The sequence below is a fragment of the Desulforhopalus vacuolatus genome, from assembly GCF_016918505.1.
GTDB classification, from domain to species: domain Bacteria; phylum Desulfobacterota; class Desulfobulbia; order Desulfobulbales; family Desulfocapsaceae; genus Desulforhopalus; species Desulforhopalus vacuolatus.
Window position 1 is genome coordinate 62,264 of record NZ_JAFFPZ010000014.1, and the last position, 23,102, is coordinate 85,365.

Here is a 23,102-nt window from a genome sequence, read left to right on the forward strand (position 1 = left end):
GATTTTAAAATTAAACAGAGAATTACTGTTGTTCTATCTTTACTCGCATTCTCTGGTTAATACAAAATGTAAATGATATAAATCCTCATTCTCACCGTTGTACACCACCTTTTATCTCTCACTCCCTGGGAGTATTCAAAATGGATGTACTGTCTTCTGACTCCAACTTCCCCTTAGAAATATTTTCAGTTTACGCGAATGGCAAGTTATTATATACTAGATTGAGAGCCAGGTTTACAAGTCTTTAATGACCTGTTATTAGTGTGTTAACATCTGTTAGAGTTGATCTGATTATCCGCCTGGTTATTATCACCTGCAAGAATTTTCATCCGGCAGAGAGTTCATTCAAGCTCTGCAGAAAGATGACTATTCCAGAGGCCTTATTGTACCTGCTGGTGACATAAAGCGCGCCCATCATATCCGACATTTGTTTCATAATTATGTAGAGAAACCGAAGTGTTGGGTGTTACACTCTACAAATGGAGAGACGATTATCAAAACCATGGAGTTCCCCATACGTTGTTTCTAACGGAAGGCAAAGGAGCAGAAAGATCTTTTGTCAGTAAAATTATCATCCCTGGTCAATAACGATATCTGTAATTGCTAAAAGGGTCCCTTGAAACAGCAGGAGAGAAAAAACAGACTCTCATGATCGTAGAAAAAATCAAAAAAAGCATGATGGAGCGGGGAGTTTCGCCGGGAGCTATCTCACATTTTCTCTCCTGCAGGGATTCGATCATTGCACGTAGCGGAAATTCCACGCAGTTGAACTGGGACGATATCGTCCCTTTTGGCGACGAGGACGTCAAGCAGCCAGGTACGGATCAGGAGAGTTACCGCCACTTTGAGAGAATCGGTGAGGATCATCTTGAACGTGCAGTTGTAGTCAAACTGAACGGTGGCCGTTCTACCTCAATGGGCGGAGCGTTGCCAAAGTGTTTTGTGCAGGCCAGGGACGGTCGAAGTTTTCTTGATATCTGCATGCACCGGATGATGCATCTCAATGATCGTTTCAAGGTGGAAATTCCGCTGGTTTTGATGAATTCCTTTTTCACTAACGAGGTGACCAAAAAGCTTGTCGGCCGTACTCCGCTGATGATTTTCAACTTTATCCAGAACGAATACCCCCGGTTGCTGGAGGAGAAGATGACTCCGCTGGCCACAGGCGGGGAGGTGGACTGGTGTCCGGCTGGACACGGAGATTTTTATATCAGCTTCTACGAATCAGGGCTTCTTGATAAACTGCTCCAGCTGGGTTATCGCTGGGTTTTTATATCCAATATTGATAACCTCTGCGCGGACATTTCACCAGCCATCCTCGGGATGATGATCGACAAGGGCCACGATTTTATGATGGAGGTGACCCGCAAGACTCCGGTTGATGTTAAGGGCGGATCACCCGTCTTTATCGACGGCCATCCCGGCCTGCTGGAGATCGCCCAGGTGGACCCGAAGCATGAGGCTGCATTCCAGAATATCAATACCTTCCGTTACTTCAATACCAACAACCTCTGGATTGACATGGAGGCGATTCGGGATTTGATCAAAAGTGGCGGTCTTAATATCCCAACCATCATTAACCCCAAGAGCATCCTCGGTCACTCTGTCATCCAGATAGAAACGGCGATGGGGGCTGCCATGGGATCGTTTTCAAAACCAGCCGCCATCAATGTCCCCAGGAACCGGTTCTTTCCCGTGAAGAAAATGAAGGATCTCCTCATTCTGCAGTCAGATGCCTTTCTTCTCAACAAGGCGTATCAGATACTTCCCAACCCGCAGCGGTCAGCAAAACTCCCCTTTCTGCCTGAGGTATCGTTTGGCGGTGGTTTTATGGATGACAACGAGCTTGGAAACTGGTTCGCCGATCCTGCCAGCCTTTCCCTTGTCGATGCCGAAGCCTTTGAGGTGAAGGGCAGGGTTTTTTTTGAGAAAGAGGTTAAGGTCCGTGGCCGGGTCAAGGTGGAGCAGGCTGGTGCCGATGAGCTGCGAATCTCCTCTGGCACCGTTCTTTCCAACTAAGAAAGCCCCAGAGGATACCATGACAGAGACACGAAACGACGAGCTGAAAAAACTGCTACAGCTTCATGGAAGCGGCAGAGGGCACAGGAAGGGCAGAAGGCTCCGCCTGTCTTTTCAACTTACCGCGTTCCTGGCTTTTATTTTCAATCGATTGGTGGAATTGCACCTCACCATTCCTGTGCTTATCCTGGCTACCCTGCCGGTTCACTTTGTTCTTCTGATGCGAAAACTGATCCGGGGCACGATGATTTTTTCTCCTCAATCGGTTGCCGGGAGCAATGCGAAACCTGTAACGATCTACTATTTCAACGTATCCCGCCCTTTAATTAGCAAACTCTCCCTTTTTTACCATGTGCTCTCAAGCCGTCTGGCCCTGGTTGGTCCTGAACTCAGGACCTGCTCAGACGGCTCGGGTCGGAAGAGACAGGCCTGTATCAGCGCCCTTAAGCCTGGCATCTTTTCCCTTACCCACGTGAGGCAGGCAAGCAAGATTGGCCACGAAGGTGAGGAGGCCATTGAGTGGGAATATGTGTTCAAGAAAAGCCTGCTCTTTGACACCCTGTTGCTTCTGCGAACCATCCCAACCTTCTTTTTTCAGAGTAAGGACAGGGCTAAACTCGATGTCCTTGAGATTTTCGGCCTGAAGATCGCCAATATGACCATGGCAGAGGCCATTGAGGATATCGAAGGAGTGATCAAGAACGATGAGCACAGATCCATTTTCTTTGTCAACGCTGATTGCCTCAACAAGATATTCAGCGACCATGATTACTTTGAGATCCTGCGGGGCGAAAATCTGGTGCTTCCCGACGGTATTGGCCTCGTTCTTGCTGGCAATATGCTGCAAACCCCGCTTAAGGAAAATGTCAACGGTACCGACATGCTCCCTTACCTGTGCGAAATGGTGGCGGCCCGGGGGTATTCCCTCTTTCTTCTCGGTGGCCAGCCTCAAGTGGCCGAGGAGATGGCGACCAGGCTCGCCAGGACCTGCAAGGTAAACATCGCCGGTACCCATCACGGTTATTTTGATCGGGAGAACGAAAATGAAAAGGTTGTCGCGGCCATTAACGCATCAGGGGCCGATATCCTCCTGGTAGCCTTCGGAGCTCCACTCCAGGAAAAGTGGATCAGCGAGAATGAAAAGTATCTTAAGCCCAATATTCTCATGGGCGTAGGCGGTCTTTTTGACTTTTATTCGGAGAGGACCAAAAGAGCCCCGCGATGGCTGCGGGAGATCGGGCTTGAGTGGGCGTTTCGCATGCGCCAGGAACCAGGGAGAATGTGGCGGCGCTATGTTATCGGCAACCCGGCTTTCCTCTACCGTGTCATGCACTGGAAGCTGTATCCGCGACCTCTCTTGCGAGCAAAATCGGCAGAATCAAGCAGCAGGGAGGCGATGACCGGGGATTCTGGAAAGAGAATGAAGCTTATTGAAAAAATAGAATCCACCGCAACGCATCGCCTGTCAAGCCCTCGTCGCGCCAAGATGGCGGTCTGGAAATATACGGTTGGTTTTTCTTACTTTCTCAAAAGAGTGCTTGATATCACGGTTTCGCTGACCGTGCTGGTCCTTCTTGTTCCCCTTTTCCTTGTCGTTGCCAGCCTGATTTACATCGAAGACCCCGGGCCGATCTTCTACAGCCAGATCAGAGTGGGGAAGGACGGACGCCATTTTGTTTTTTATAAGTTTCGTTCCATGGTGATGAACGCCGATAAGATAAAAGAAGAACTCATGGCTGATAACGAGTCCGACGACGGGGTCATATTCAAAATAAAAGACGACCCGAGGGTGACCCGAACAGGGCGATTTATCCGCAAATTTTCCATCGATGAGCTGCCCCAGCTGGTCAATGTTTTAAAAGGGGACATGAGCCTTGTCGGACCTCGACCGGCACTGCCGGGAGAGGTTGCCGAGTACACCCTGGACCAGCGCAAAAGGCTGCACACTACCCCGGGAATAACCTGCATCTGGCAGGTCTCGGGTAGAAGTGACATTCCCTTTTCCGGACAGGTGCAGCTGGATATGGACTACATTCAGAGTTCTAGTTTTTTCAAGGATATCAGCATTCTTCTCAAAACAATTCCGGCTGTTCTCACAGGGAAGGGCGCTTATTAATACAAAGAGGATCCTGTTATGCAATATTCTGAACAACATGTTGGAAATGTTCTGGTCGTCGGTCTTGACGGGCGGCTGGATGTCGAGGCAGAAGATGGATTGCTGAGCGCATTTGACGGCTGGATGAAGGATAAGCCAGATATCGTTATGGACTGCACTCATCTCGAATTCATTGATAGCTCGGGCCTTGGAATCCTTTTACGGCTGCTCAAACGTGCCATGGGGAATGACAGGGATGTGAGGTTTGCGAACATCAACGAACAGGTCCGCATGCTCTTTGAGATTACCCGCGCGGACCAGATTTTTCAGGTTTTTGCCACTACAGACGATGCGATTCATTCTTTTGCCTAAAAAGAAACGAAGAGAAGACGATGAAAGGGCTCATCATTATAAAGGAAGAACGATGCCGCTGGCTGCGTGAGCTGGTGCCGGTATACCATCCGGCCATGATCACACTCTGCAATAAACCCCTGCTTGAATATCTGCTGGAGTTTGCCATTTTATGCGGGGCGGACAAAGTGCGATTTGTCTTCGACTCTCCCGATGACAGAATAGAAGACTATTTTGACACCGGAAGCCGTTGGGGGATAGATATCTCGTACAGTTCGACAAGGGAAAACGACCAGCTTGAAGACATTCTCAAAAAAAACAGCAGTTTTAGGGGCGAAGATCCGCTGCTGATCCTGGATGGGTTCTTTTTTATCAGGTTTGATAAGGGTGGTGACTATGGTGCTCTTTTTCTTCCCGGAGGTGGCGGGGCTGAGCTGTGCTGCGAGGGGGGAGAAATTCGCTTTCAAGGGGAAAGCGGGCCACCTGCCATCATCAAAGGGGGAGGATTGGATCTGAGCATCCACCCCATAATGGAGATTGGAGATATTTTTTCCCATTCCATGGATATCCTTTCCCGCGATGCGCACCGTTATATCCTCCCCGGCTATAACAATGAGGAGGGCGTTTATATTGGCAGAAACGTTACCCTGCCGAAAAGCGTAAAAATCACCAGGCCCATTCTCCTTGGCAACAACGTGCAGCTCGGAAAAAACTGCGAGATTGGCCCCGGTGCTGTCATCGGCAATAATGTCATCGTTGACGGAGGGTCGCGTATCGAGAATTCCATCATTTTAGACAACACCTATATTGGCGGTGACCTGACCATAAAAGAAAAGATCGTCCACTCCAATATGGCCATCTCGGTAGAAACCGGTAATGCGTTCAAGTTTGTTGACCAGCATCTCCTTTCCGGGATCAGCAATGCAACAGGATGTCACCCCCTGAAAATACTGCTGCACTGGTGCATGGCTCTTTTTTTCTATGTTGTCGGTGTTGTTCCAGCCACTGTAATGCAGTTTTTATTGAAAAACGGGGGCAACTGGCAGGAGGAAGAAAAAAGCATTCTCCTTGCAGATGGAACACCGTTTACCGTAAAAATCTGCAGAATCAGGCGGGCATCTCTGGGGGCCAGAATTGCCAGCGGACTGGCCCTGGACAAAGTCGTGCTCCTGCCCGGGGTCCTCAGCGGCAAACTTGATCTGGTGGGCAACAAGCCCATTGTTGCCACATCGGAAGGGAAAATTTTCTTTGACGATTTCGCCGGTTATCTGCCAGGAGTTTTTTCTTTTTCTGAAGCTGAAAATATTGTAGAAGGAAATTTCCAGGAGGAGATAACAGAGCGTTTCTTTACCGCCAATCGTAGTCTCGTCATGGATATCAAGGTTATCTTCAAAACCCTCATCAACCGATGGCAACTACAGGAGAAAGACTATGCCGATACATAGCAGTCAGACAGGAAATATCACGCAGGTCCAGATTGAGGACCGCCTGGAGGCGGACACCGCCCAGGAATTTCGTGATGCCATGGCACAACTTGCAGATGCAGGAAAAATCATGCTCGTTCTCGATTTCAGCAAGGTTTCTTTCATGGATAGCAGCGGCCTTGGCTGCATTGTCTCAGCACTACGCCAGTTCCGACAGAAGGATGGAGACATCAAGCTCGCCTGTATTACGGACGATATTCGTCCCCTGATTGAGATCGTCCGACTGAACCGGGTGTTTGATATCTATGATTCGGTTGAGGAGGCTGTGAAAAGTTTTGATTGAAAACAAGACAGGCATGGATACCCTGGAACTGACTTTTCCTCCTTCGACGAGATACGTGCGGGTTGCGGTTCAGTTCGCAGCCAGCACTGGCGCGATTTTCTGCCGTGATATAACTGAACCTGATGCGATTAAGGAATTTTTGTCTGTCCTTGAACTTGTGGTCAGTGAGGCCTGCACCAATGCGGTTAAACATGGTTCCCGCAAGGACAGCACAAAAGATGTAATCATACAGATCAGGTTTGATGAACAGGCCATGGTCATCAAGGTCAAGGATTTTAACGAACCTTTCGACTTCGCCAGCATCAAGGACCCTGACCTGGAGAACCATCCGGAAAATGGCTACGGTGTTTTTCTCATGCGCAGCTTCATGAATGAGGTGAATTACACTCACGAGGATGGCTGGAACTGTATCACCATGGTGAAAAAAAAGCCTGCTGGCGAAGAGAGACAAGGCCAGGCCCCCCTTTCATCTCTTTAACAACGGAGTGTCCATGAAGGTATCCGTCATTATTGTCAGTTACAACACAAGGGAAATCCTGGCCAGATGTCTGCAGGATTTGTTTGATAAGTCGGGTGAAGAGGAGATGGAGGTTTTTGTCGTTGACAACGACTCCGCCGATGACTCCGCAGAGATGGTCGCAAAAAAATTTCCACAGATACATCTTATTGTCAACAGGGAAAACTGCGGTTTTGCAGCCGCCAACAACCAGGCATGGGAAAGAGCGGGTGGAGAATTTATTCTCCTTCTCAATCCTGACGCCTATATCCGTCAAAACGCCGTACGAAATGTCCGCAAATTTCTCGAATCCCACTCGGACTGCGGGCTCTGTGGCGGTCGACTGGTAAATCTGGACGGCGACCTGGATCCTTCCGCGCGCCGCTTTCCCAACGCATGGTATAAACTGCTCACTGTCTCCGGTATCAGTGCGCGTCTGCCGGGCTCCACTTTTTTCAACCGCTGCAACTTTGGTGGTTTTCCCCATGACCACCCGATTGAGGTCGACTGGGTGCCTGGCACCTTTACCATGTATCGGCGGCAGCTGTTGGAGAAAATTGGTTTTTTTGACGAACGTTTTTACATCTACTACGAGGAGACTGATCTCTGTCTGCGTGCCAAACGGGCCAGCTGGAAAGTATTTTTTACTCCGGACGCCGAGGTTCTCCACATCGGTGGGGCCTGCAGCAAGACGCGAACGGACAAAGAATACGACCCTGCGGCCTCCCAGATACTGATTTTCAGAATGCGCAGCGAGTGGCTCTACTTTCGCAAGAATTACGGCCTTGCCGCTGTTCTTGTTAATGCCGGTGTTGAGTGGTGCTGGCACGGTCTGCGCTATCTTGTTAACTGCATCCCAGGGAAAAAAAACAGGAAGGCAAAAAAAATCTCGTCTGTAACGATTATGAAGAAGATTCAGATATCTTTGAGAGAAACACAATGCGGCAGCGTTTCGCCGTCAACACCGTGGTAGGAATCATGTTTAACAATATTCGTCAGGATTTACAGACGCACCAGGGAAACTGGGGGTGCCAGGGCTTTTGGGTGATGGTTGTCTACCGCTTTGGCAGATGGCGCTATGGCTTGAAACCACCAGTTGTCCGCAAATTTTTCTCCGTTGTCTACAAATTCTGCTTCAAGCTGATTCAGATCGTTACCGGCATTGAGCTTCCCTGTGAGGTTCCGGTAGGCAGGAATTTTCGCATTGACCATTTTGGTGATATCATTATCTCCGGCTACGCGAGTTTTGGTGATGACTGCATTCTCAGAAACGGGGTCACCGTCGGCCTGAAAAATGTCGAGGTTAAGGCTGCTCCACGGCTGGGGAATCGGGTGAGCATCGGTGCCGGAGCCAAGATACTGGGGCCGATCACTGTTGGGGACGACGTTGAAATCGGGGCAAACTCGGTGGTGATCTGCAACGTTCCGGACCATTCTATTGCTGTCGGTATCCCGGCCCGAATTATCCTGAAAAAAAGAAGGGTGAACTGCGGGGAGAGCCACGGAGAGGGGCAAAACAAAACCAGGGAGACGCAAAAGTAGATGCGGCGACTACTGCACATGCTGTGTTGTACCTGGCTGATCTTTTTAGTCATGTTCACTCTGGTGACAGGTCCTGCCGTTTGCCAGCAGCTGGGAATTAACCTTGCCGGTGTCCACGACTGGAACTCTGAACTCCCCTTTGTCGATTTTTTCCGTCTTTCCCGCTCCTGGGTCAGTCAGGAGCGCGATAAGCCATGGGGAAAGGGGCCGCCTCTTGAGCTTGACGAAAGGGGCTGGGTCAAAAGGCTGCCCCCAGGTACATGGGCGGAAACCTGCATCCTTAACATCCGCGAAGGACACTACCCTCATGGGACGTATACCCTTTTTTTTGATGGCAGAGGCAGGATTGATATCAATAACGTCGATGGTGTTTTCAAACAGAGCAGCGGCAAGGTTGAGTTTGAGGTCACCGGCGATGAGGGGATCGTCTGGATCCAGATAAAGGAAACTGAGCCTTCCGATTATATCAGGAATATCCGGGTTTACCCGCCAGGTTTTACTGAAAATGACGGTTTGCTTCGTCCCGGTTTTCTCCAACGCTGGCAGGGGGTGAAGGCGGTTCGCTTCATGGAGTTCCTGGCTGTCAACAACTCCAGAGAACAGCACTGGCACCAGCGGGCAAGGATAAATGACGCCAGATGGACTGTGCACGGGGCACCGATGGAGGTGGCTGTGGCCATAGCCAACGGTCTTCATGCCTCGCCCTGGTTTTCGATTCCCCACAAGGCCGACGATGACTATATCCGGAGGTATGCTGGCATGGTCAGGGAGATGCTGGATCCTGAACTGCCCATCTATATTGAGTATTCCAACGAGACGTGGAATCCCCTGTTCAGTCAGACACAGTATTGTCGTGAGCAGGGGCTGGCGCGGAAATTAAGTGACAATCCGGTCCAGGCTGGCCACCGTTTCAGCGTCCAGCGCTCCCTTGAAATTTTTCGTATCTGGGAGGAGGTGTTCGGCTCTCGTGAAAGGCTGGTCAGGGTGATTGCAGGCCAGGCGGCAAACCCGGCCGTCAACACCGAAAGACTGAGTTTTCGCAAGGCCTGGCAGAAGTGCGACGCCCTTGCAATAGCACCCTATATTACCCTTAACGTCTCAACCCGATCAACGCCTTCGCTCGCGCAGGTGCGAGACTGGTCCATTGTGTGGCTTGAGTACAAGGTAACGGGCAGCATCCTCGCCAGGAGTATTCAATGGATGAGAGACGGAAGAAAAACAGCGAAACGGTACGGGGTCTCACTGATAGCCTATGAGGGGGGACAGCATCTCGTGGGTATACAAGGCGCGGAAAATGATGAGCAGTTGACCTCTCTTTTTCTGGAGGCCAACCGCGCTCCCTGGATGGGCAGCCTCTATGATCGATATCTTGATGAGTGGAAGAAAATCAGCGCTGACGGGTTGCTTTGTCACTGGCTTTCCACTGAAATCTGGTCCAAGTGGGGGAGCTGGGGGCTTGCGGAATATTATGACGAGGATATCCGGTACTCCCCCAAATTAAAGGCTGTTCTCAACAGGGTTACGCCTGCAGGAGAAATGCATGAAAAGTGAGAAGAGTTACCTTGATAATATTTACTGGCTTTTTACTTGAGGCTGAGGCAAGAAGAATATCTAATGGGTATCCTGATATGAACGGGATCTTTATGTCTAAAAGGTGAAATAAATTGCTCAAAATCCAGTGTATTAATCTCAATTTTTGAAAATATATCTTTTTTGCCCCCCCAAAAACAGGCGTCCTGCGGATTGGAAATTTTCCGGGGATAAACTGATACGAGAGTACGTTTTTTGTAATCAATGAATACGATTTAAAACTTAAGTTATGCCAACTACTATTTTTGCTATTGACGACAGTGTAGAAGTCCTCTTGTCAATTGGCGCAACACTTGAACCTTACTACGATGTTCGTGTAGCGACATCTGGAGAGGAAGGCCTGGCCCTGGTAGCAGAAATACATCCAGCACTGATCCTTCTGGACGTTATGATGCCTGGTATTGATGGATATCAGACGTGTTCCCGCATAAAGGAAAACCCTGCAACGGTAGATATCCCAATTATTTTTCTCACCACCATGCAGGACACCGCTGACAAGATAAAAGGGCTGGAGGTTGGTGGCAGGGATTATATAACGAAACCCTTCAGTGGGGGGGAACTCCTGGCGAGAATTCGTACTCAACTGGAAATCAGTTCGCTCACCGACCAGCTCATGAAGGTGAACAGGAATCTGCGGCGAAAACAAGCTTTGCTCGAAAATGACCTCAAAGCCGCAGCAGAGATTCAGAAAAGTTTTCTGCCATCTAAACCTCCGAAGGATAATGCCATAGAGGTTGCCTGGCAATTTCAACCGTGCGATGCTGTAGGTGGCGATATTCTTAATATCTTTCGTTTGGATAAGGATCATTATGGGCTGTATGTCCTCGATGTCTGCGGCCATGGAGTTCCGGCTGCCATGGTCACTGCCTCTGTCCACCAGCAGTTGCATTCCAATACAGGAATGATTCTTAAGATGAACACCAGTCAGCCACCGTACTACGAAATAGTGTCTCCTGCAGAAGTCCTGGCTAATCTTGACAAGAGTTACCCTTTGGAGCGATTTGATAAGTATTTTACCATCTCGTATATGGTGCTCAACACCCGAAATGGACAAATTTTGTACAGTAGCGCCGGTCATCCTCCACCTCTTCTTTTAAAAAATGATGGAGAGCTCCTCATGTTAAAAGAGGGGGGAACGATAATTGGCCTGGGAGGAATCCTCCCTTTTGATGAAGGAAAAGCTCAATTGGAACCAGGGGACATCCTTTTCCTCTATACGGATGGACTGCCTGAGTACAGAAACGGAGGAGGGGAACTTTTTTCAGATAAACGCTTTCAAATCACAATTGGGGAGCAGAAAGGACGTTCAGCAGAAGAGGCGACTGAGGCTGTGGTCAAGGCTGTAATCTCCAATTTTGGTGCTGGTATCCCACCTCAGGATGATATCACTCTGCTTGCTGTCAGGTACCTTGGCGGAAGCGGTCAACAAAAATAGCTACTGATTGCGTACGTTACGAATTTCCCCGATTTTTATTCAGAAACTGAGCGGTATATGAAATTTCTCCATAATATTCTTCTTATGGTTCTCTTGTTTCCTCTGCTCCAGGGATGTCCTGGGCTCAGCCCCAAACCGACGGCCTTTGGAGAATTAACTCCGCTTCCGACGACAGCCTCCTTTGAAACCTCTCCCCTGAAAAAGACGAAAGCCTTTGCTGCCGCAGATGTTATTCGTCAGTTTTCAAAGAGCAATAACAGAATCTACCTGCTTGGACCTGGAGATGTCCTCTCCCTCAAGGTCTGGCGTCGGCCGGAGTTGGATGATGAAACCATGGTGGTCTCGCCGGACGGGACCATAGCCATTGCAAGGATTGGTCTTATTTCTGTAAACAAGAAAAGCCTCAGAGAGGTTACTGAGGAAGTCGCGACAAAACTTGCCCGCCTCTACGAGAGCCCCGAAGTACATATTGCTGTCAACGAGTACAACAACAACAAGGCCTTTGTCCTGGGTCGCGTCGTCAAGCCCGGGGTCGTGAGATTTCCCGGCAACGGCACGTTGCTGGAAGCCCTTGCCCTGGCCGGAGGGCTTCCTTACCAGGGCAAGGAGACCTTTCTTACCAGATGCGCGATTATCAGGGGCAACGACCTTGTCATCTGGATTGACCTCAAGGATCTTTTGCAAAATGGTAATATGGCCTTGAACTGCGCTATCCAGAACAACGATGTCATCTTTATCCCGGCCGCTGAAGAGGCCATGGTCTATGTCATGGGCGAGGTCGCTAAACCTGGCGCAATTCAGATCAGACCAGGTATCAATCTTATTGATGCCATCATGAGGGCAGGTGGTTTCACTAATCACGCCAACCTCGATAAGGTCTACCTGATCCGCCGCAATCAGCAGCAGGACGGGACCGTCCGCCAGATCAACCTTGCCCGGATGATTGAAAACGCTCAGTTTGCCGAGAATTTTGTCCTTCAGGATGAGGATATCGTATACCTCAGCCCCAAAGGGATGCATAAGTTCCGTTACCTGATGGAAGAAATCATGCCTGCGTTTCAGATTCTCTACTTCAGTAATTCAGCTCTTACGGACTATCAGGTACTGGGAACGAGTGAATAATCAAGGGACGGTGAGACAAGTGAAAAAAGATGTGAAGGCAGCAATTGATCAGAAAAACATCAAAAAGGACTCCATGGTCCACAATTCAGCAGCGGGGCTTATCGCAACTGCGATCTATCTTGCCAGCCGCCTGCTCATCACACCGTACGTCCTCACCTGCCTTAGTCTTGAGGAGTTTGGCCTCTGGTCCATCTGCTTTGTCATTCTCTCCTATGTTGCCCTGGGGGCCTTTGGTGTCAATACGGCCTATATCAGGTATTGCGCCCAGTACCTGCGGGAAGGGCAGCATAACAAGATCAACTCCCTTTTCTCCACCGGCATCATCTGCATGGCTGTACTCTGCTCCCTCTTTGTTCTCGTGCTCTACCTGCTGCTGCCCTTTCTTCACCAGCTTTTCAATATCGAGCCGGTTCTCAGGCCGCTTGCCTCCTTCATGTTTATCGGCACAGCCCTGATTTTCTGCTTCGATTTGACTGTCGGCTGTTTCCGCAGTCTCCTGGAGGGTATGCAGCGGCTGGTGATCGTCAATAAGATCACCACCCTGGCGTCGTTTTTCGAGATTGCGGCGATCCTCATTCTCCTTTATATGGGTGTTGGCCTGCAGGGCATGCTGTATGCCTATGTCATCCGGACCCTTATTACCACGCTTTTGTGCATGGTTGTCGCCTTCCGCCTGCTGCCTTCTCTGAGGCTGTCTCCTGCTCTTTTCAACAGGGAACATTTCCAACAGCTTTTCGTCTACGGTGGCAAGATGCAGGTTCTCGGAGGCATTGCCATGTTCCTTTCATCCCTTGACCGGATGATTATATCTGTTGTAATCGGCCTTTCGGCTGCCGGTCTTTTTGAGATAGGTCGTAAGTTTCCCTACACTGCCAGGAGCGTCTCCGGGGCGGCTTTCGGAGCTTTTCTTCCAAGAGCCGCGCAACTGGGTGGCGGTTGGGAGAGGGACGAGATCATTACGCCCCGGAAGCGTGCACTGAATTATCTGGAGATTATCTTGTTTGCCTTTTTTCTTTCAGTCGTCCCTCTGTTTTTCTGGTGCGGCCTGACGGCACAACAGTTTACCCCGTCCCTCGCCTTTATCCTGGCGGTATCGGCTGCCGGGATCAGCCTTGTCTTTGGCATAAGAATCCGCAACACGTCGCTTCTCCAGGACCGTATCAATGACCCGCAGATGCGTACGCTTTATCTCCAGGGAATTCGCCACATCAATATTCTCAACTTTACCCTCTTTCTCTTTCTCCTCCCTGTTGCTCCGGTTTTGATCAGGGCCTGGGTCGGGGAAGGATATGAGTCAGGAGTGCCTGTGATGATTTTTCTCGCTCTCACCTATATGATTCATCAGGGCACCGGACCTGTGGGGCTGATTTTTCGAGGTATCGACCGCTCTGGCAGGGAGCTTGAATACCTGCTGGTCCAGCTTGTTCTTGTGCTCGCCTGGCTGCCTGTTGCCGCGCTACAGTACCAACTTACAGGAACAGTGCTTGCCATCATGGGTTCGACGCTTGCGTCTTCTTTCTTTTTTTTCTGGCGCTCCAATTTTGTTTTTCAGGTGGGCTGGGGGGAATTTGTCCGGAAGACTATGGTTCCAGGGCTTGTTCCTGCAGCGTCAGCCCTTGTTGTCTACCTGTTGCTTCCGCTCGTTCCGTACAACGGGAGAATTGCCGATGCCGTCACGGTGATTGCAAGCGGTGTGTTATACCTTGGTCTTACACTTCCCCTGCTCTGGAAGCTTGTTTTAACAGATGACGAACGCGAGACAGCCATGGGCCTTATCCCCTCATTTCTTCGAAAAACCTCGGCAGCCTCTTGAACAGGATTACCAAAAGAATGCACATGCCTGAGCGAAAGGCGATAAAACCGATCGACATCTTTGGTTTTATCAGGAGGTTTGCCTTCAGCATCGTGGTCTGTGCGCTCTTTATTTTCACCATGGTAGCCCCCCTGGCCCTGCTCGCTGAACGTCCGACGTACACCGTGGCGGGAAAATTGATAATCTATCCGGTAATACCTTCTCTTATCACCAAGTCGGAAGATCCCTCAATCATCAATTTCTTTCACGACTACGTTCGCACCCAGGTGGAACGCATGCGCGATGACAGCATTGTTGAGACTGCCATAGAAAAGATGACCAGGAAGGAAAAAGAGGCCTTTTTCCCCCCTTTCCTTGATGAAGTTGGCCGCATAAATATGCTGCGCGGGCGGGTCCAGATCAAACCCGTGTCGCGTACCCATATTATTCAGCTCACTCTGACAGGAGGCCGGCAGCTGGGCCTCGCTGGCGCCCTCAACAGCCTTATGGCAGCCTATCTCGACAAGCTCATGAAGGAAGATGAAAACAAGTATTTCTCCCGCCTCAAATTCCTCAGGGAGAAGCGTGACGGGATCGAGCGCGAGGTCATTGACCTGGAAAAGGCCGTCAAGGAGGTCGCCGAAAAGATCAACTCTTCTGCCTTTGTCGAAGACTACAACATGGTGCAGAAGCAGGTTGAGCAGTTGCAAAAAATCTACCTGCAGCAGATGGCGGTACGGATTGAAAAAGAAAGCAGTTACAACCAGGCTCTGAAAAAAGGTAAGGCGCTCGCCAGTCTTTCCCTTGCTCCCATGATCGACGAGGTGGTTCTGAAAGACCAGTCGCTTGATTTCACTGCCTCCTGGACCTACCAGCAGCTGCAGAGCTTGCGTGCCTCCATTGACGGCATCACCAGGGAGAACAAAGATCGGCAGTATGTCGAACAACGGATGGCAGCCATGAAGAAGTACGAGGCTAAACTGGGGGAAGAGGTGCGCAGTAAGGCCGAGTGGATCCTGACGGGTAAGCGGGATTATGAAATAGAGCGGGAAATTCTTTCCAGCCGAGCCCAGTTTCAGGCGGCCAGCGATACCGAAGGCCAGCTCAGGATTCAACTGGAGGCCACAAGGACAAGAGCCAACGAAGTCTCCCTGGGGATCCTCAAGGGCAGCGCCCTTGAAAAGGACCTTTACAACAAGCGAGACTTTCTCTTTCGCCTCGACACCAGGATTCTGGAGTTGGAGTCTGAGTCCAGCGCCTCGCAGCGGGTTAGCATCGAGTCCAGGGCTCGTTTTCCAGAGTCCCCCAGCGGTTCCAACCTGAAAAAACTGCTCATGGGCTGCGTGGCCCTCTCCCTTGCCTTGCCAGGAGGTGTCTTTCTCCTTATCGAATTGCTCGACAACCGTATTCACCGCCCCCAGGATATCGAGTTTGCGGTGGGCAGCAAGCCGTTGTGGCCCATTTCCATGGCGCCGGAAGGGATTAATTTCCTTAACATCCTTGAAGAAGCACCGGATCACCGTTGCGCCAAGGCGATCAGAAGCCTTGCGATTAACCTTCTTGTCGAGCATAAACAGCACCAGTCGAAGGTCTTTCTTTTTAGCGGTGTCAGTCGGAATGTTGGCTCCTGTTCAATCATGCTCAACACCGCCCGTGTGATGCAAAAACAGATTTCTCGCATCCTGCTGATAGACGGGGACTATTCAGGTGGCAACCTTTCCAGGATGCTGGAGCTGGCAGATGGCGGCAGGCCGGGGATGGGTGAGTTTCTCGCAGGTGAGGAGCCCTTGGAAAATTGTCTTTTCCATGAGGGGGAGAGAGGTCTGGATATTATCCCATCCGGCAGGCCCGTCAGCGCCCTGGAGGCCACCAGTCGTAATTTTATCGACCTGGTGAGCGAGATGCGCGGCAGGTACGATGTGATCTTTGTGTACACCTATCCCATCCTCACCAGCGACCTCACTGAGCTGCTTTGCGGGGTGGCTGACGTGGCTGTCATAGTCAGCAAAGGTGATACGACCCTGTATAAAGACCTGTATATGACTGCGTCATTTTTCTTCCGTTTAAAAATCAAGGCCCTGGCCCCAGTTCTTAACTGGGGTGGGACAAAGGAAAAAGATATGGTGAACAATCTCATTGAGGGGGTCCAGAAACGCATGGCCCGACGAGTTGTCAGAAAAAAGCGAGAAAAAGGTGGGGAGCGGAAAAAGGAGATGAATTCATGAAGTATCTGCCGGTTCTTTTTGGATTTCATGCAAGCAACCTCGGCAACAGTCATGTTCCCCTGTCTCTGTGCCGCTGGTGGAATGAGACGCGGCTGTCATCCAGGCTCTACGTACCGAGCGTGGATGAGGCACATCGCTTTCCCTGGGTGATCCCTGCCGCGAGGGGCATCAAGAAAAAGCTCATGTACCGTTTCGGGGACAGCCAGAGTCCACAAAAAGCCGTGATAAAACTCTTTAAGCAGAAAGAGGGCGACGCTGACATCGTCTATCTGTGGGCTGCCCTGCCTGTAGAGGTCTTCATTTTTTTCAGGGAAAAGGGGGCAAAGATCGTCATCGAACGAATCAACTGCCACCGGAGAAGCTCCCGGGATATCCTCCGCCAGGCATACGAATCTCTCGGCCTGCCGGACGCCTGTTCCATAAGTGACAGGGATATCGAGCAGGAAGAGGAAAAACTCGCTTTATGTGATGGTATTTTTTGTCCGAGCCCCATGGTAAGCCGGACCATGCTCGAAAACAATGTGCCAGGGGAGAAACTGCTCGCGACCAGTTATGGCTGGGATCCAGCCCGTTTCCCCGAGCGTGACAAACGAATTCCCAGGAAAGGGCGACCAATTTTTCTTTTTGTGGGTACCCTCTGCGTACGAAAAGGTGTTCCCCTGCTGCTCAAGGCCTGGCAAGAGGCGAACATTGACGGAGAGCTCATCCTGTGCGGGGGGATTGCCGACGAGATCCGGCAACATTTCGGCAACCTGCTGGAGGGAAAAAACGTCCGCTATCTGCCCTATACAAAAAATATTGGAAACCTCTACAAAGAAGCTGATGTCTTCGTTTTTCCAACCCTGGAGGAGGGTGGGCCGATGGTTACCTATGAGGCAATGGCCCACTCCATACCCGTCCTGGTGACTGAAATGGGAGCTGGTGCCATTGCCCGTGACCAGCAGGATGGCCTGATCCTCCCAGATCAGGATATCTCGGCCTGGGTAGAGGGTTTGCGCAGGATGGCAGAAGACCATGATTTGCGAGTTTACCTGGGAGAGCAGGCACGGGTCAGGGCGGGCGAGTTTACCTGGGAGCGGACGGCTGCTCAGAGAGCCCGGCTGCTCAGAGACAAATTTCCAACCCTGTGGCGCTGATATGAAAAACGAGATGCAGACAATTTCAGCTGAAGTTCCCGATTGGGCAAGGGAGGCAATCAGGCCAGGCCGTTATGAGCCCTGGAAGAGATTGCTCCGCACCATCCGCGAATACCAAAACCAGGAAGGCTGGCTGAAGCGACTGATGAGGCCGCTCATTGTCCTCCGCCATCGTTTCTGGTCTGTGGTCTGCGGCAGTGATATTCCCGTTAACGCGCAGATCGGTGGCGGGGCCATCATTCTTCACCCACAGGGCGTGGTCATCCATCCGGATGTAGTGGTGGGGCCGAACTGTCTGATTTTGCAGCAGGTGACGCTTGGTACCGGACCTGTACCGGGGCTTCCCAGAATAGGCGGGCATGTGGATATCGGAGCCGGAGCAAAGATCCTCGGTGGTGTGACCATCGGCGACCACGCAAGGATCGGCGCCAACGCCGTGGTTCTTGAGAATATACCGCCAGGGGCCACGGCTGTGGGGATTCCAGCACGTATCATCTCAGAAAAGAGGAAGAACGGTGGCTGAGAAAAAACGAAAAGATATATGCCTCATGTACGCCGCAGGCCCCGGGGACGTGGTCAAGACCTTTCAGTCCTGGAATTCAGGGAAGGAGGATCTCCATCAGGTAGCAGTTACCTATTCGGGGCAGTTTTTTCAGGCCTGCAGGGAACTGGGCGTCAGAGGCGTGGCCGTCTCCTCGAACCCGAGAATTGACACGTTTAAGACCGACCAGTTCGTCGTCGAGAACAGGCCCAAATGGTCAGGGGGAGGAGAGGCACAGCAGGCCACTGGCATCAAGTACCACCTTCAGCAACTTTCCTACGCGAAAAGACTGGTCCAGACCGCGAAAAAGCAGAGGGCGGACGTCCTTATCGCCGCCGAGAGCACGGGCCACCTTTTTGCCCTTGACTGGTACAGCCCCGGAGATTTGGCCATCGTTCCCACTATTCACTGTACCCTCTGGCCCAAATTCAGCCCTGTGAGTGCCAGGCAACGGCTGCTTAATTTTTTCAACCGCAGTTTGTTTACCAGGCGGGCTCCGGGGATACTTTGCATCTCTGAAGACATCCGGAGTCAGCTCCAGCTGATCGGAGGAAATCGACTCCGGCCAGTGCACCGCTTCTATCCCTGCTATCGCCGGGAAACCTTTGAATCGATTCGAAAGCCTGTCTATTACGGCAATACATTCCATATTCTTTTTGCTGGCAGGTTGGAGGTAAACAAAGGTATTTTTGATCTTGTCGAGATCTGCACCAGGCTGAAAGGTGAGTGTAAAAACAGGATCATCTGGGATATTGCCGGGGATGGTTCCCAGGAGGATGAACTGCGCCGACTGGTCACAGAAAGAGGCATTGCTGATATCTTTCGTGTCCACGGTTATTGCCATCGGTCGAAGATGCTGGAGCTCATCCAAAACTCCCATGCGTTCATCGTTCCTACACGAATGGAGTTTGAAGAGGGGTTTAACAAGGTGGTGGCCGAATCTATCCTCAACAACCGCCCGGTTCTCACTTCCGCCGTCTGCCCGGCTATTGACGATGTCAGGGCGGCTGTGGTAGAGGCAAGACCAGACAATGTTGATGACTATTGCCGGGGGGTGAAACGACTGGTTGAGGATGCAGCGTTCTATCAGGAGAAAGTCTCCGCCTGCCAGACGGTCCAGGAGCAGTTCTACGATCAGTCGAACAGCTGGCGCGAAAAACTCAAGCTCGTGGTGGAGGATATTCTCTAATGCTTGGAGCACGCGGAAATGCACTGGTGCCTCTTGCCCTGATTTCCTGGATGCCATTTGTGGTCTGGGCTTTTTCAAAGTTTGAGAAAAGGGTTGTGGTCTCCGGTGCCTTTGTTCTCGGCTGGATGTTTCTGCCGGAGGCAACCATTCCCATCCCCGGTTTGCCGGATCTGTCCAAGATGTTCTCCACATGCGTTGCCGTTCTTGCCGGTGCTTTTATCTTTGACCGTAAAACCCTGATGTCGGTCCGCCCTGGCGTGGTGGACATCCCCATGATTCTCTGGTGCACCTGTCCTTTTTTTTCATCGCTGGCTAATGGCATTGGTGCCTATGACGGCTTGTCCGAAAGTCTCCAGCAGATCGTCACCTGGGGAATGCCGTATTTTGTCGCCAAGGTTTATTTCGCTGACCCAAAGGGATTGAAAACCCTGGCCCTGGCTATTTTTATCGGTGGCATCATTTATATCCCGTTCTGTTTCTTAGAGATGGCTATCAGCCCGCAGCTGCACCGGATGACCTACGGTTTCAGCCAGGCCAACATTCTACAATCCATACGGTCGGGAGGTTTTCGGCCGGTGGTCTATATGCAGCACGGCTTGATGGTGGCCATGTGGATGGTCTCTGCTTCTTTTTTCGGGATCTGGCTCTTATATTCCAAACAGTTACCGCAAAAGCTGCCCATGGTGCCCATTGCGACCAAATGGTTTATCCCGCCCCTTCTTGTCACGACCCTGCTGATGAAATCAAGCGGCGCTCTCGGACTTTTTATGCTTGGGATATTCACCCTCCTTACAACCTGCCGGTTCAGGAATCCCGTTCTCTTTATCATTCTGCTCCTCATTCCTCCGGCTTATATAATCAGCAGGAGTACTGGTTATTGGGATGGCACCAATCTCTCCAGCTGGATTGAGCGAAAATACAGTGCCGAAAGGGCCCAGTCCCTGCAATTTCGGTTTGACAATGAGGAAATGCTGATTGACAAGGCCAAGAAGGGCAGCTTCTTTGGATGGGCAGGATGGGGGCGGTCCCGGGTATATGACGAGGACGGCAAGGATCTCACCATCACGGACGGCTTATGGATCATTGTCTACGGGGTCCGGGGCATCTACGGGATCGTACTCATGACGGTGACCATTGTCCTGCCCATGGTGCTTTTACTGATCAAGGTGCCGTCCGGTCAGTGGACCAGTGAGCGCTACGCCGCTGCCTCTGTTTTTGCAACCATGCTTACCATTTACATGATTGATAATTTGCTCAACGCGATGGTGAACCCGATCTTCATGCTCTTTGCCGGTGGCATTAACACCATGTTGACCCAGGGGGTGCAGGATACCGAGAGCGGGGAGTTGGACCTGGAGGAAGAAGACATGGAAGAAACGTTTGCCACACGCTTGATAGGAGGTGATATTTGAACATTCAACTGCCTGAGACAAAATCGGAAAAATTAAGTATAATACTCTGGTTAGTCATCCTCGTTGTCATTACCGCAGGTTCTCTTGTGCCGAAAATGAGCCCTCCAGGTGAGCAGTTCGGCATAGACAAAATTCTCCACGCCTTTTTCTTTCTGCTCCTTGCTGCCCTGCCTCTTTACGGGATTCCAGAGCGCAAGACGGCTCTTCTTGTGGCTCTGAGCGTTGCGCCTTATGGCTATCTTCTTGAGTATATGCAGAGGTCAGTACCGGGCCGCGAATTCAGCGCCCACGATCTCATTGCCAATAACCTGGGTGCCCTGGCAGGGCTTTTTATCGGCGGTATTATCAGAATAAAGATAAAATACTTTACTCCTCCGGGGGATTCCTCATGAAACGCATTGTCTACCTGTGCAGTGTCTATCCCGCACTCAGCCATACCTTTATTTTCAGGGAGATCTGCTCCCTGCGAGAAGCAGGCATCGAGGTCGTAACCGCCTCCGTAAATCCGTCTCCAGATGTGGAGCAGATGACAGAAGAGGAACAGAGAGAAGCGGCCAGGACCCTGGTCATGAAGGCAATGATGCCTGTGGCGATCCTTTCCGCCCAGATGAGATGTTTTTTTCGCTCGCCCGCAGGTTACCTTCGCATGGCCGTCACCGCGCTCTCCTTTGTCTTCAGGGGCCCGAAAAGCCTGATCAAGGCGTTTGGCTACCTTGTTGAAGCCGCAATCCTCGTGGATTGGATGCGCGAAAAAGGAGTCGATCATGTCCACGAGCATTTTGGAGATTCCACCGCCCTGGTGGCGATGCTCGGTAAGCGGTACGGAACCATCACCTACAGTTTTTCCGTACACGGCCCGGACATCTTTTACGGGGTGGAGTCCAGTCTTTTAAAGGAAAAGATTGAAAACGCATCCTTTGTCCGCTCCATCAGCCACTACTGCTCCAGCCAACTGATGCGCATTACAGAGCACAACCTGTGGACAGGTTTTCACATCATCCGCTGTGGCATCGACCCTGAGGTGTACACAGCCCGTTCCCTGCCGGGAAATGAGGTGATGCAGCTGCTCTGCGTCGGTCGTCTGGTTCCGGCCAAGGGACAGCACATCCTGATCGAGGCTTGCTCCCGGCTTATCGAAAGGGGTGCATGTCTTCATCTTAACTTTGTTGGTGGCGGGCAGGATATGGAGTCACTCCAGCAGTTGAGCAGGGAGCTGGGTATTGAGCAGCACATCACCTTTGCCGGTGCCATGGGCCAGGACAAGGTGCGGGGCTACTATGACCGGGCAGATATTTTTGTCCTGGCAAGTTTTGCCGAAGGCGTCCCAGTTGTGCTCATGGAGGCGATGGCCAAGGAAATCCCGGTCGTTTCCACGAGGATTACCGGAATCCCCGAGTTGATCGAGCATGGCCGCGACGGTCTCCTGGCCACTCCGGGTGATGTCAACGATCTTGCGGCCCAGATAGCAGTTCTCCTCGAGGATGATGGCCTGCGAGAACGCCTGGCAAAAGCGGGCAGGAAGAAGGTGAAACGGCTCTACACTACGGAGATCAATAACAAGGACCTGACGGAAATTTTTCAATCCCTCTGATACCATTTACACTTTGTAACCACGAATGGACACGAATTTTCACGAACAGGACAACACATTATACCATTCCTATTAAGTTGTGACCGTACTAAATGCCATTTTCACTTTCTATTGGCGAATTCAAAGGCAGGGGGATGGGAGAAAGGAGACGGGAGACAGGGAAAAGCAAAAGACGGAACAGCGAAAAACTTTTTGCCAACGAATAAAAGCTCTAATCATGCGAATAAAGGCAAAAAACTTTAAGAAGTTACGCTTTTATAAAAAATGCCCTTTTTCGCATGATTAGACCATTTCTATTAAGTTATGCTCTTTTTACATCCTGTTTATTCATTTGTAATCACAAAAAAAGATGTCCACGCAGTCGCGCTCTCTGGTCAATACAAAATGTAAATAGTATTAAACGAAAACGTTTGTATCCGAAGTTAAGCCGTACAGTGCACCAGAATTATTAGGCTAACTTGAATAATCAGTCTTTCGCCCATCTTCTTCGTTACAGTAAAAAAATTTATCCTCGGAATATCAATCATATACCTGCGGTAAATTTCTTCCTGTGCCTCGAATATGAACGAAATACAAGATTATTCAAGATACCCATTAATCAACTTTGGGAGTCATCCGAAAGTCGGGGTTGAGCGTTTTACGCTCTCATATTCCGTGCCTTCCGTAGTTTAGAACTTATATTTCGCACCTTGCAAAAAAAATATTTTTTTAAAAAAAAACGTCAAACATTCAAGATGTTGTCAAGCAAGAGATGATCTTCATTTTAACTCTATACTAAGATGAGTGATTTACGCTTTAT

18 protein-coding genes and 1 pseudogene are annotated in these 23,102 nt (G+C 50.6%); all 19 read left to right on the forward strand.

What is annotated here, in order from left to right:
- Window positions 1-648 precede the first annotated feature (648 nt).
- The 19 genes and pseudogenes from JWG39_RS10155 to JWG39_RS10245 all read left to right on the forward strand — a co-directional run bounded on the left by JWG39_RS10155 (window position 649) and on the right by JWG39_RS10245 (window position 22,303).
- Window positions 649-2,019, forward strand: a complete 1,371-nt coding sequence (locus JWG39_RS10155; protein WP_205219283.1) for a UTP--glucose-1-phosphate uridylyltransferase — start codon at window positions 649-651, stop codon at window positions 2,017-2,019.
- Window positions 2,020-2,038: 19 nt separating this feature from the next.
- Window positions 2,039-4,135 carry a WecB/TagA/CpsF family glycosyltransferase gene (locus JWG39_RS10160; RefSeq protein ID WP_205219284.1) on the forward strand — a complete coding sequence of 699 codons (2,097 nt, stop codon included), beginning with the start codon at window positions 2,039-2,041 and terminating at the stop codon, window positions 4,133-4,135.
- A gap of 18 nt (window positions 4,136-4,153) precedes the next feature.
- Window positions 4,154-4,486 (forward strand): STAS domain-containing protein, encoded by a 333-nt coding sequence (locus JWG39_RS10165; protein ID WP_205219285.1) that lies wholly within the window; start codon window positions 4,154-4,156, stop codon window positions 4,484-4,486.
- A gap of 20 nt (window positions 4,487-4,506) precedes the next feature.
- Window positions 4,507-5,910, forward strand: a complete 1,404-nt coding sequence (locus tag JWG39_RS10170) for a glycosyltransferase (protein ID WP_205219286.1) — start codon at window positions 4,507-4,509, stop codon at window positions 5,908-5,910.
- On the forward strand, window positions 5,897-6,232 hold the full coding sequence (locus tag JWG39_RS10175; protein WP_205219287.1) for an STAS domain-containing protein: 336 nt from the start codon (window positions 5,897-5,899) through the stop codon (window positions 6,230-6,232). Before JWG39_RS10170 ends, JWG39_RS10175 begins: the two co-directional genes overlap by 14 nt.
- A complete protein-coding gene (locus JWG39_RS10180) occupies window positions 6,225-6,710 on the forward strand; it encodes an ATP-binding protein (RefSeq protein ID WP_205219288.1) in 486 nt (161 codons plus the stop codon). Before JWG39_RS10175 ends, JWG39_RS10180 begins: the two co-directional genes overlap by 8 nt.
- 13 nt (window positions 6,711-6,723) lie before the next feature.
- The gene (locus JWG39_RS10185) at window positions 6,724-7,701 is read left to right on the forward strand and encodes a glycosyltransferase family 2 protein (protein ID WP_205219289.1); all 978 of its coding nucleotides are present in this window, start codon (window positions 6,724-6,726) and stop codon (window positions 7,699-7,701) included.
- Between the two features lie 5 nt (window positions 7,702-7,706).
- Window positions 7,707-8,270 carry a serine O-acetyltransferase gene (locus JWG39_RS10190; protein WP_369130607.1) on the forward strand — a complete coding sequence of 188 codons (564 nt, stop codon included), beginning with the start codon at window positions 7,707-7,709 and terminating at the stop codon, window positions 8,268-8,270.
- Entirely contained in the window at window positions 8,271-9,821 is a 1,551-nt protein-coding gene (locus tag JWG39_RS10195) for a hypothetical protein (protein ID WP_205219291.1), read from the forward strand.
- A gap of 268 nt (window positions 9,822-10,089) precedes the next feature.
- Window positions 10,090-11,295, forward strand: coding sequence for a PP2C family protein-serine/threonine phosphatase (locus JWG39_RS10200; protein ID WP_205219292.1), 1,206 nt, complete (start codon window positions 10,090-10,092; stop codon window positions 11,293-11,295).
- 57 nt (window positions 11,296-11,352) lie between these two features.
- A complete protein-coding gene (locus JWG39_RS10205; protein WP_205219293.1) occupies window positions 11,353-12,417 on the forward strand; it encodes an SLBB domain-containing protein in 1,065 nt (354 codons plus the stop codon).
- A 19-nt stretch (window positions 12,418-12,436) separates the two neighbouring features.
- Window positions 12,437-14,230 (forward strand): oligosaccharide flippase family protein, encoded by a 1,794-nt coding sequence (locus JWG39_RS10210; protein WP_205219294.1) that lies wholly within the window; start codon window positions 12,437-12,439, stop codon window positions 14,228-14,230.
- 23 nt (window positions 14,231-14,253) lie between these two features.
- Window positions 14,254-16,434, forward strand: a complete 2,181-nt coding sequence (locus tag JWG39_RS10215) for a GumC family protein (protein WP_205219295.1) — start codon at window positions 14,254-14,256, stop codon at window positions 16,432-16,434.
- Window positions 16,431-17,570 (forward strand): glycosyltransferase family 4 protein, encoded by a 1,140-nt coding sequence (locus JWG39_RS10220; RefSeq protein WP_205219296.1) that lies wholly within the window; start codon window positions 16,431-16,433, stop codon window positions 17,568-17,570. The genes JWG39_RS10215 and JWG39_RS10220 overlap by 4 nt, the downstream gene beginning before the upstream one ends.
- A 349-nt stretch (window positions 17,571-17,919) precedes the next feature.
- Window positions 17,920-18,063, forward strand: a pseudogene (locus JWG39_RS17390) (serine acetyltransferase); the annotation flags it as partial.
- A gap of 22 nt (window positions 18,064-18,085) precedes the next feature.
- On the forward strand, window positions 18,086-19,300 hold the full coding sequence (locus tag JWG39_RS10230; RefSeq protein WP_205219297.1) for a glycosyltransferase: 1,215 nt from the start codon (window positions 18,086-18,088) through the stop codon (window positions 19,298-19,300).
- A complete protein-coding gene (locus tag JWG39_RS10235; protein WP_205219298.1) occupies window positions 19,300-20,712 on the forward strand; it encodes a hypothetical protein in 1,413 nt (470 codons plus the stop codon). Before JWG39_RS10230 ends, JWG39_RS10235 begins: the two co-directional genes overlap by 1 nt.
- Window positions 20,709-21,104 carry a VanZ family protein gene (locus JWG39_RS10240; protein ID WP_205219299.1) on the forward strand — a complete coding sequence of 132 codons (396 nt, stop codon included), beginning with the start codon at window positions 20,709-20,711 and terminating at the stop codon, window positions 21,102-21,104. The genes JWG39_RS10235 and JWG39_RS10240 overlap by 4 nt, the downstream gene beginning before the upstream one ends.
- Window positions 21,101-22,303: a glycosyltransferase family 4 protein gene (locus JWG39_RS10245; RefSeq protein WP_205219300.1), complete on the forward strand. Its 1,203-nt coding sequence runs from the start codon at window positions 21,101-21,103 to the stop codon at window positions 22,301-22,303. Before JWG39_RS10240 ends, JWG39_RS10245 begins: the two co-directional genes overlap by 4 nt.
- Window positions 22,304-23,102: the final 799 nt, after the last annotated feature.

Coding starts and splice junctions, on each gene's coding strand:
- JWG39_RS10155 (WP_205219283.1), top strand. CDS start 649: ATGATCGTAGAAAAAATCAAAAAAAGCATGATGGAGCGGGGAGTTTCG.
- JWG39_RS10195 (WP_205219291.1), top strand. CDS start 8,271: ATGCGGCGACTACTGCACATGCTGTGTTGTACCTGGCTGATCTTTTTA.
- JWG39_RS10170 (WP_205219286.1), top strand. CDS start 4,507: ATGAAAGGGCTCATCATTATAAAGGAAGAACGATGCCGCTGGCTGCGT.
- JWG39_RS10185 (WP_205219289.1), top strand. CDS start 6,724: ATGAAGGTATCCGTCATTATTGTCAGTTACAACACAAGGGAAATCCTG.
- JWG39_RS10235 (WP_205219298.1), top strand. CDS start 19,300: ATGCTTGGAGCACGCGGAAATGCACTGGTGCCTCTTGCCCTGATTTCC.
- JWG39_RS10215 (WP_205219295.1), top strand. CDS start 14,254: ATGCCTGAGCGAAAGGCGATAAAACCGATCGACATCTTTGGTTTTATC.
- JWG39_RS10190 (WP_369130607.1), top strand. CDS start 7,707: ATGTTTAACAATATTCGTCAGGATTTACAGACGCACCAGGGAAACTGG.
- JWG39_RS10165 (WP_205219285.1), top strand. CDS start 4,154: ATGCAATATTCTGAACAACATGTTGGAAATGTTCTGGTCGTCGGTCTT.
- JWG39_RS10205 (WP_205219293.1), top strand. CDS start 11,353: ATGAAATTTCTCCATAATATTCTTCTTATGGTTCTCTTGTTTCCTCTG.
- JWG39_RS10245 (WP_205219300.1), top strand. CDS start 21,101: ATGAAACGCATTGTCTACCTGTGCAGTGTCTATCCCGCACTCAGCCAT.
- JWG39_RS10160 (WP_205219284.1), top strand. CDS start 2,039: ATGACAGAGACACGAAACGACGAGCTGAAAAAACTGCTACAGCTTCAT.
- JWG39_RS10220 (WP_205219296.1), top strand. CDS start 16,431: ATGAAGTATCTGCCGGTTCTTTTTGGATTTCATGCAAGCAACCTCGGC.
- JWG39_RS10200 (WP_205219292.1), top strand. CDS start 10,090: ATGCCAACTACTATTTTTGCTATTGACGACAGTGTAGAAGTCCTCTTG.
- JWG39_RS10175 (WP_205219287.1), top strand. CDS start 5,897: ATGCCGATACATAGCAGTCAGACAGGAAATATCACGCAGGTCCAGATT.